Source organism: Nocardia carnea (assembly GCF_029869215.1).
GTDB classification, from domain to species: domain Bacteria; phylum Actinomycetota; class Actinomycetes; order Mycobacteriales; family Mycobacteriaceae; genus Nocardia; species Nocardia carnea_B.
The window spans coordinates 1-9150 of sequence record NZ_JARWPM010000337.1 but is presented as its reverse complement, the minus strand read 5'-3'; the positions used below and the strand labels follow the sequence as shown (position 1 = coordinate 9150).

7 protein-coding genes are annotated in these 9150 nt (G+C 68.9%); all 7 read left to right on the top strand.

Translation table 11 applies throughout. From position 1 onward, the window contains the following. Positions 1-307 precede the first annotated feature (307 nt). Entirely contained in the window at positions 308-1666 is a 1359-nt protein-coding gene (pafA, locus tag QH276_RS23405; RefSeq protein ID WP_195054314.1) for a Pup--protein ligase, read from the top strand. Positions 1667-1812: 146 nt separating this feature from the next. Beyond that, positions 1813-2808 carry a helix-turn-helix transcriptional regulator gene (locus QH276_RS23400; RefSeq protein ID WP_280401714.1) on the top strand — a complete coding sequence of 332 codons (996 nt, stop codon included), beginning with the start codon at positions 1813-1815 and terminating at the stop codon, positions 2806-2808. Beyond that, positions 2805-3767 carry a helix-turn-helix transcriptional regulator gene (locus QH276_RS23395; protein WP_280401713.1) on the top strand — a complete coding sequence of 321 codons (963 nt, stop codon included), beginning with the start codon at positions 2805-2807 and terminating at the stop codon, positions 3765-3767. The genes QH276_RS23400 and QH276_RS23395 overlap by 4 nt, the downstream gene beginning before the upstream one ends. A gap of 160 nt (positions 3768-3927) precedes the next feature. Then, the gene (gene tatA / locus QH276_RS23390; RefSeq protein WP_280401712.1) at positions 3928-4182 is read left to right on the top strand and encodes a Sec-independent protein translocase subunit TatA; all 255 of its coding nucleotides are present in this window, start codon (positions 3928-3930) and stop codon (positions 4180-4182) included. A 167-nt stretch (positions 4183-4349) separates the two neighbouring features. Continuing rightward, a complete protein-coding gene (gene tatC / locus QH276_RS23385; protein WP_280401711.1) occupies positions 4350-5315 on the top strand; it encodes a twin-arginine translocase subunit TatC in 966 nt (321 codons plus the stop codon). 77 nt (positions 5316-5392) lie between these two features. After that, positions 5393-8095: a DEAD/DEAH box helicase gene (locus tag QH276_RS23380; protein WP_280401710.1), complete on the top strand. Its 2703-nt coding sequence runs from the start codon at positions 5393-5395 to the stop codon at positions 8093-8095. A 136-nt stretch (positions 8096-8231) separates the two neighbouring features. Continuing rightward, positions 8232-9059, top strand: a complete 828-nt coding sequence (locus QH276_RS23375; RefSeq protein WP_280401709.1) for a DUF4333 domain-containing protein — start codon at positions 8232-8234, stop codon at positions 9057-9059. The last annotated feature ends 91 nt before the right edge of the window (positions 9060-9150 follow it).

Here is a 9150-nt window from a genome sequence, read left to right as displayed (position 1 = left end):
CTCACGGCTCCCCGGTGTAACCCCGGACTTAACCCCCCCCCGGGGTGGGGGGGTGTTTTTTTTTGGGGGGGGCGGCCCCCGGCCCCGGGGCCCCGGCCCCAGCTGTTGCGGTCCGCGCGGGCTCGTGTCCGTCATGAGCGCGTTCGCCCGGCGTCCCACCGGTCCGGAGTGGGCCGGTGCCGCGAGTGGCGCGGCGTTCCGAGTGCCCGGTGGGCGAACGATCGACGGACTAATCGTTGCCAAGCCGTATACATCGGGTTTTCCGCTCCGACCCGCAGGAATCATTCCGCGCTGTAACCTCGATAGTGTGCAGCGACGAATTATGGGGATCGAGACCGAATTCGGTGTGACGTGCACCTTCCACGGGCACCGCAGGCTCAGCCCCGACGAGGTGGCCCGGTATCTGTTCCGCCGGGTGGTGTCCTGGGGGCGCAGTTCCAACGTATTCCTCCGCAACGGCGCCCGGCTCTACCTCGACGTCGGTTCGCATCCGGAATACGCCACCGCCGAATGCGACAGCCTGGTCCAGCTGGTCACCCACGACCGGGCCGGGGAACGAGTGCTGGAGGAACTGCTCATCGACGCCGAGCAGCGCCTCGCGGAGGAGGGTATCGGCGGGGATATCTATCTGTTCAAGAACAACACCGATTCGGCCGGCAACTCCTACGGCTGCCATGAGAACTTCCTGGTCGTCCGGGCCGGCGAGTTCTCCCGGATCTCCGATGTGCTGTTGCCGTTCCTGGTCACCCGGCAGTTGATCTGCGGTGCCGGAAAGGTCCTGCAGACCCCGAAGGCGGCGACCTACTGCCTGTCGCAGCGGGCCGAGCACATCTGGGAGGGCGTCTCCTCGGCGACCACCCGATCCCGCCCGATCATCAACACCCGCGACGAACCGCATGCCGACGCCGAGAAGTACCGGCGCCTGCACGTGATCGTGGGCGATTCGAATATGGCCGAGACCACCACCATGCTCAAGGTCGGCACGGCCGCGCTGGTGCTGGAGATGATCGAGGCCGGGGTGTCGTTCCGCGATTTCGCGCTCGATAATCCGATTCGCGCCATCCGCGAGGTCAGCCACGATCTCACCGGCCGCCGGCCGGTACGCCTGGCGGGTGGCCGGCAGGCCAGTGCCCTCGATATCCAGCGCGAGTACTACGCCCGCGCCGTCGAGCATCTGCGCAACCGCGAACGGGATCCGCAGGTGGACCAGGTGGTGGACCTGTGGGGCCGTACGCTGGACGCGGTGGAATCGCAGGATTTCGCCAAGGTCGATACCGAGATCGACTGGGTGATCAAACGCAAACTGTTCCAGCGCTACCAGGAGCGCTACGGGATGGAACTGTCCGACCCGAAGATCGCCCAGCTGGATCTGGCCTACCACGACATCAAACGCGGCCGCGGGGTCTTCGATCTGCTGCAGCGCAAGGGCCTGGCCAAACGGATCACCGAGGACGACGCGGTCGACGCCGCCGTCGACACCCCGCCGCAGACCACCCGCGCCAAACTCCGTGGCGATTTCATCACCGCCGCGCAGGCCGCCGGCCGGGATTTCACGGTCGACTGGGTGCACCTGAAGTTGAACGACCAAGCCCAGCGCACGGTGCTGTGCAAGGACCCGTTCCGTTCGGTCGACGAACGAGTGGACCGCCTCATCGCCTCGATGTAGTTGCCGTCGGCGCGGTGGGACCGCCGCGCCGCGGGCACCTGGACAACTGCCGCCCCCGCGCGACGGAGGACGTGCTTACCGTTGGTGCGCGGGTTTATCGTGCCGCCGCGGGCCGGACGGCCGACGACTCCATTACGCTGTGTCGGGTGGCGATATCCAAGGTCGAGCGCCTGATGAATCTGGTCATCGCGCTACTGTCGACCCGGCAGTTCCTGACTGCGGAGCGGATCCGGGAAAGCGTCGCGGGCTACGAGGAGTGCGCCAGCGACGAAGCGTTCAGCCGGATGTTCGAGCGGGACAAGAACGAACTCCGCGATCTCGGCATCCCGCTGGAGGTCGGTGCCTCGGGCCGGTTCTCCACGGTGGAGGGCTACCGCATCAACCGGGACGCCTATGAGCTCCCCGATATCGACCTGACCAGCGAGGAATCGGCGGCGGTCGCGGTGGCGCTGCAGATGTGGGAATCACCCGAGCTGGCGTCGGCGGCCGCGGGTGCCCTGCTGAAGCTGCGGGCCGCCGGTATCCATGTGGAAACCGATACCGCGTTCGCCGCCATCCCCGCGGTCCCCGCCCGTACGCGCGGGTCCGAACCGGTGCTGGGGAAGCTGCTGGCCGCCATCGACGCAGGTCAGGCGGTGCGGTTCGAACATCGCGGGGCCAGTAACGCGCCGTACCTGATGCGTGATGTGGAGCCGTGGGGCGTGGTGACGCTGCGCGGCCGGTGGTATCTGGTGGGACACGACCGCGACCGCGACGCCGTACGGACCTTCCGGCTGTCCCGGATCGGCGACGAGATCACCCCGTACGGCCCGCGTAATGCGGTACGCCCGCCGGCGGGCACCGATCTGCGGCAGATCGTCGCGAATGTCACCGGGACCGCACCGGTCACCGGATCGGCGACCGTGTGGGTGGCGCACGGCCGCGGCCGCGACCTGCGCCGCATCGGCGAGGTGGTCGGAACTCGCAGCTTCGGCGGACGGCCCGGCAGTGTGCTGGAGGTGCCGATCCGGTCGCAGCAATGGCTGGCCCGCCTGATCACCGGCCTGGGCCCGGACGCGCTGGTGCTCGAACCCGCGGAACTACGCGCCGATGTGGTGGCACGGCTACGGTCGGTGTTCGACCGGACCGGGGTGCCGCTGTGAGCACCCGGTTGTCCGCGCGACTGTCGCGCCTGCTGAACATGGTCCCGTACTTCGTCGCCAACCCCGGAATCAGTGCCGCCGAGGCGGCCGCGGATCTCGGTGTCACGACCAAACAGCTCATGGCCGATCTCAACCAGTTGTGGATGTGCGGCCTGCCGGGTTACGGGCCGGGCGATCTGATCGATCTGTCGTTCTCGGAGGAGAGCGTGCAGGTCACCTTCACCGCCGGGATCGAACGACCGCTGCGGCTGACGTCCATCGAGGCCACCGCGGTGCTGGTGGCGCTGCGGTCGATCGTGGACCTGCCCGGCATGGTGGATCCGACGGCCGCGCATGCGGCGATCGCGAAGCTTGAGGCCGCCATCTCCGGTGGCGCGCCCACGGCCGCACCGGCCGGCCCGCCGGTCGAAGCGCCCGCCGTCACCACGGTCCGCTCCGCGGTCGCGGCGAACCGGGCAGTACGCCTGGAGTACTACTCGGCCAGCCGTGATGTGGTCTCGACCCGCGTGGTGGACCCCATCCGGATCGTGGCGGTGGACGACAACAGTTATCTGCAGGCGTGGTGCCGCGAGGCCGAAGGTGTACGACTGTTCCGGTTCGACCGGATCGAATCCGCCGAGGAACTCGGCGAACCGTCCCGCCCGCCGCAGGAGGCGCGCGCCGGTGATGCGGGGCTCGACCTGTTCCAGGACGATCCCGCGGTACCGCTGGCCCGGCTGCTGATCGCGGCCGATTACGGCTGGTTGCTCGATCAGTACCCGATGCACCGTACGGCGGTGCATGCCGACGGCAGCCTGGAGGCGACCATGCGGTTCGCCACCCTGGATTGGATGGCACGACTGGTGCTCGGTTTCGGCTCCGGGGTCACCGTACTGGGCCCGCCGGAGCTGGTGGCAGCCGTCCGTGAGCGGTCGGAGGCCGCGCTGGCGGCGTACCAGGGCGCCGGATTGGACGAATAGGCCCGAACCGCCGGCGCCGGGATACTGCGCGCAAGCGGCGCGCGGGTGAACATTCGCCGGGAAACAGGTGTGACGTGGCTGTGACTGCCCCCGCTCGGGTTCGGCGCGACCATTACGGCAGGTAGCATCGGAAAGACCACAGTCTTGGGAGGTAACCACAATGGGCTCTATGAGCATCTGGCACTGGGTGATCGTCGCGGCGGTGTTCGTGGTGTTCTTCGGCGCCAAGCGGATGCCCGAAGCGGCCCGCGGCCTCGGCCGGTCGCTCCGGATCTTCAAGAGCGAGGTGAGCGAGATGCACAACGACGGTAAGTCCGCGGGCACCACCGCCGCCGCGCCCGCTCCGGAACTGCCGTCGGGCCGGGAGACGAATACCGCGGCCACCGAGACCCGGAGCGAGTCGAAAACGCTCTGAGGCCGGTCTGCGCGGGTCCGGGTACGCCCGGACCCGGTGACTACGGCTGTTCACCCGGCGCTGCCGACCGGGCACCGGCTTGCTCTCCTGTGCGGTGATCGCGGGGGCGGGTCCGGTGGCGCCGGCCGTGCGGAGCGAGGCTCGCTGATACGAGGGCAACCACACCTATGCGAATTCCGTTCGACCCCCGGCGCAGCAAACGGCGCACGAATCCCGACGGCACGATGTCGCTGGTCGAGCATCTGCGGGAGCTGCGCACCCGGCTGCTGATCTCGCTGGCGGCCATCGTAGTCACCACGATCGTGGGCTTCCTGTGGTACGCGCATTCGTTCCTCGGTGTGGAGAGCCTCGGCGAGATCCTGCGGGGGCCGTACTGCGACCTTCCCGATTCGGCGCGGGCGTCATTGTCGCCGGACGGGGAGTGCCGGTTGCTGGCGACGGCGCCGTTCGAGCAGTTCATGCTGCGGTTGAAGGTCGGGATGACGGCCGGGGTGGTGCTGGCCTGCCCGGTCTGGCTGTATCAGCTGTGGGCGTTCATCACTCCCGGCCTGTACCCGAAGGAACGTAAGTACGCGGTCGGTTTCGTGACCTCGGGGTCGGTGCTGTTCGTGGTCGGCGCGATCCTCGCCTACTGGGTTATCGCGCATGCGCTGAGCTTCCTGCTCAGCATCGGTGACAATGTGCAGATCACCGCGCTGAGCGGTTCGCAATACTTCAGTTTCATCATTCAACTGCTGATCATCTTCGGCGTCAGCTTCGAGACGCCGCTGCTGATCATCGGCCTCAACCTGCTCGGCATTCTCACCTACGAACGGTTGAAGGCCTGGCGGCGTGGCATCATCTTCGGCCTGTTCGTGTTCGCGGCCGTTGTGACACCGCAGGATCCGTTCTCGATGCTGGCGCTGGCGCTGGCGCTGACCGTGCTGTTCGAGGTGGCGGTGCAGTTCGCGCGGATCAACGACAAACGCCGGGCCAAACGCGCCGAGCGGGAGATGGGCGCCGTCGACGACGAGCACGCCTCCCGGATCGAGGCGCCGGCCCCGGTCGACCCGGCCGCCCCGATCACCGCGGCGGACCCGGTACCCGCGCCCCGCACCGCCGGTCCGGCAGCGGACTATTCGGACACCCTCTGAGGCCGGGCCCGGAGCGTCGCGACCGGCGGATTTTATCGGCGCGACCGGTGTCGGATTCCTCCATTAGTCTCGGACACGTGACATCGAACCCGTCGCTGACCGCCGAACTGTCCCGGTTCGCCGCCGAGCTGACATTCGAGCTGGACCCGTTCCAGCGCCGAGCGTGTACCGCCCTGGAGAACGGCCACGGGGTGCTGGTCTGCGCGCCCACGGGCGCCGGGAAAACCGTGGTGGGGGAGTTCGCGGTCCATCTGGCGCTCGCCTCCGGCGGCAAATGTTTCTACACCACACCGATCAAGGCGTTGTCGAACCAGAAGTTCGCGGATCTCACCGAGCGTTACGGCCGGGGCGCGGTGGGCCTGCTCACCGGCGACCAGTCGATCAATCCGGACGCCCAGGTGGTGGTGATGACCACCGAGGTGCTGCGGAACATGATCTACGCCTCGTCGGACGCGCTGCGGGCGTTGTCGTACGTGGTGATGGACGAGGTGCACTATCTGGCGGACCGGTTCCGCGGTGCGGTATGGGAAGAGGTCATCCTGCACCTCCCGGCCGAGGTGCGGCTGGTGAGCCTGTCGGCGACCGTCTCGAATGCCGAGGAATTCGGCGCCTGGATGGAAACAGTGCGCGGGGATACCGCCGTGGTGGTGGACGAGACCCGGCCGGTGCCGCTGTGGCAGCACGTGATGGTGGGCCGCCGGATGTTCGACCTGTTCGACAGCGAATCCTCCGACCAGCGGGTGCTCGTCGATTCCGACCTGGTCCGCTACATCAAACAGCGGGAAGCGGCCGACCGGATGGAGGGCTGGGGCGGGGGCCCGCGCGGCCGCGGAGGCCCGCGGCGGTTCTTCCGCCCGCTGCCGCGGCCGGAGGTACTGGCCCGGCTCGACGAGGAAGGCCTGCTGCCCGCGATCACCTTCATCTTCAGCCGCGCGGGCTGCGACGGCGCGCTGGCGCAGTGCCTGCGGTCGGGCCTCGATCTGGGCGGCGCCGCCGACCCGGACGTGGTCGACGCGATCATCGAGAAACACACCGGCGAATTGCCGCGGACGGATCTGGAGGTACTCGGCTACTGGGAATGGCGGGAGGCGTTGCACCGGGGCCTGGCCGCCCATCATGCCGGGATGTTGCCCGCGTTCCGGCACACGGTCGAGGAACTGTTCGTCAAGGGGCTGGTTCGCGCGGTATTCGCCACCGAAACCCTGGCCCTCGGGATCAATATGCCCGCGCGCACGGTGGTGCTCGAACGGCTGGTCAAATTCAACGGCGAAACCCATGCCGAACTCACCCCGGGGGAGTACACGCAGCTCACCGGGCGCGCGGGGCGGCGCGGGATCGACGTGGAAGGGCATGCCGTGGTGCTGTGGCAGCCCGAGGTGGATACCAGCGCGGTCGCCGGCCTGGCCTCGACGCGCACCTATCCGCTGCGCAGCTCTTTCAAACCCGGCTACAACATGTCGATCAACCTGATCGACCGGCTCGGTGCCGACGAGGCCCGGTTGCTGCTGGAGCGGTCGTTCGCGCAGTTCCAGGCCGACCGGTCGGTGGTGGGCCTGGTCCGCGGGATCGAACGCAACGAAGCGCAGCTACGCAAACTCGCCGCGCAACTCGGCGGCGAGGACGGTGATTTCCTCGAGTACTTCGCCCTGCGGGAGCGGATCAAACAACACGAACGCCGGCTCACCCAGCAGACCCGCACCGATCGGCGCACGGCGGGGGTCGCGGCGCTCACCGAACTGCGGCGCGGCGATGTGGTCGCCATCGGCGCCGGGCGCCGGGCCGGTCTCGCCGTCATCCTCGAACCCGATGCCACGCCGGGTGATCCGCGGCCGCTGGTGCTCACCGAGGACAAATGGGCGGGCCGGGTCTCGGTCGCCGATTTCCCGGTACCGGCCGAACCACTGGGCCGGATGCGGCTACCGCGCCGGGTCGACCATCGCACCGCCCGCACCCGTCGCGATCTGGCCTCCGCGCTGCGCAGTACCGGAATCACCGCACCCAGCCGCGCGCGCCGCGACAAACGCGCCCGCGGGGCGGACGATCCGGAACTGGCGACCTTGCGGCGGACGCTGCGCGCGCATCCCGCGCATTCCCGCCCCGACCGGGAGCAGCTGGCCCGGGTGGGCGAACGCTACCACCGGGTGCGGCGGGAAACCGAGGCCATGCGGCAGAAGGTCGCGACCACCACGAATTCGCTGGCCCGCACGTTCGACCGGATCGTCGGGTTGCTGGCGGAACGCGGGTTCGTGCACGACGGCGAGGTCACCGCGGACGGGCGGCGGCTGGCGCGGATCTACACCGAAAGCGATCTGCTGGTGGCCGAATGCCTGCGGCAAGGACTGTGGCGCGGGCTGGGGCCGGCCGAACTGGCCGCGGTCGTCTCGATTCTGGTCTACGAATCGCGGTCGGAAGGCGGCTATCTCGGCGCCACCGGCCCCACCGCGCCGATCCGCCGGGCGGTGGCCGACACCATCGCGGAGTGGTCGAAACTGCGTAACGACGAGGCCGAGCACCGGCTGGCACCGACCCGGGAACCGGATCTCGGATTCGTCGGCGGCATCTACAAATGGGCGCGCGGTGACGCGCTGGTGGACGCGATGCTCGCGGGTGGCGATCAGGGCACGCCGCTCTCGGCGGGAGATTTCGTGCGCTGGTGCCGGCAGGTTATCGATCTGCTCGATCAGATCCACTCCACCGCAGACGACACCGAGGTCGCGGCCACCGCGGCCAAGGCTGTACGGGCTATCCGCCGCGGTGTCGTCGCGGTGGACGCGGCATGAGCGGTAGCGCAGCGTGACCACGCGGGCCCTCGCTCATGCCACGGTGGGCACAGCGTGAGACGATCGATTGTGATTTGATTTCAATCGCACGCGGGGGGCTACCGTGTGTTCGACGAATGCGAGTGGAGGCAACCAGATGAGCGGGCCGCACGGACCGAATGACGCCCCGGGGCCGGGGGAGGGACGTAACGATCCCACCCAGGTCTGGGGTGGCCAGCAGCCGCCCGGTGCGGCACCGCAGTGGGGGAGCCAGCCGCCCGCGCAGCCCGCGAACGATCCGCAGCAGACGGCGGCCACCCAGAAATGGGGTGGCGATCAGGGCGGCCAGCAGTGGCAACCGGCCGCGCCGCAGCAGCAGTGGAGCCAGCCCCAGCCGCAACCGCAGCAGCCCCAGCCGCAGCAGTGGGGTGATCAGACGCAACAGCAGTGGGGTCAGCAGCCGCCGCCGCAGCAGTGGGGGGATCCGGCCCAGCAGCAGTGGGGTGACCCGAACCAGCAGCAGCAACAGCAGCAGTGGAGCCAGCCCCAGCCGCAAGCGCAGCAGCCCCAGCCGCAGCAGTGGGGACAGCAGCCGCAGGCGCAGTCCGGTCAGTGGGGGCAGCCGTCTCAGCAGCAGTGGGGCGCGCAGGCGCAGCCGCAGCAGTCCGGCGGTGGTAAGAAGACCGGTCTGATCGTCGGACTCGCCCTCCTCGGCGTCGTGGTCGTGGCCGGTGTGGTGGTGGCGATCCTGATGCTGACCGCCAAGGACGAACTCGATCAGGCCGCGGTGCAGACCGGCGTGGCGAAGGTCCTCGAGGAGTCCTACGGGATCGAGGACGTCAAGGATGTGTCCTGCCCCGCGGGCCAGGAGGTCGCGGTGGACGCCACGTTCACCTGTGATCTCAAGGTCGGCGGCGAGGACAAGAAGGTCAATATCAAGATCACCAAGGAGGACGGGACCTACGAGGTCGGCCGTCCCAGCTGATAGGGGGCCAGTCGAACCCGGGCGGGGGGGGGCGCCCCGGGGGGGGGGGGGGTGGGGGGGGGGTTATGGGCCGAGACCCGGGGGGGGGGGA

Bases quoted from the DNA above. Each gene is read 5' to 3' on its own strand.
- tatA (WP_280401712.1), top strand. From the start codon at position 3,928: ATGGGCTCTATGAGCATCTGGCACTGGGTGATCGTCGCGGCGGTGTTC.
- QH276_RS23375 (WP_280401709.1), top strand. From the start codon at position 8,232: ATGAGCGGGCCGCACGGACCGAATGACGCCCCGGGGCCGGGGGAGGGA.
- tatC (WP_280401711.1), top strand. From the start codon at position 4,350: ATGCGAATTCCGTTCGACCCCCGGCGCAGCAAACGGCGCACGAATCCC.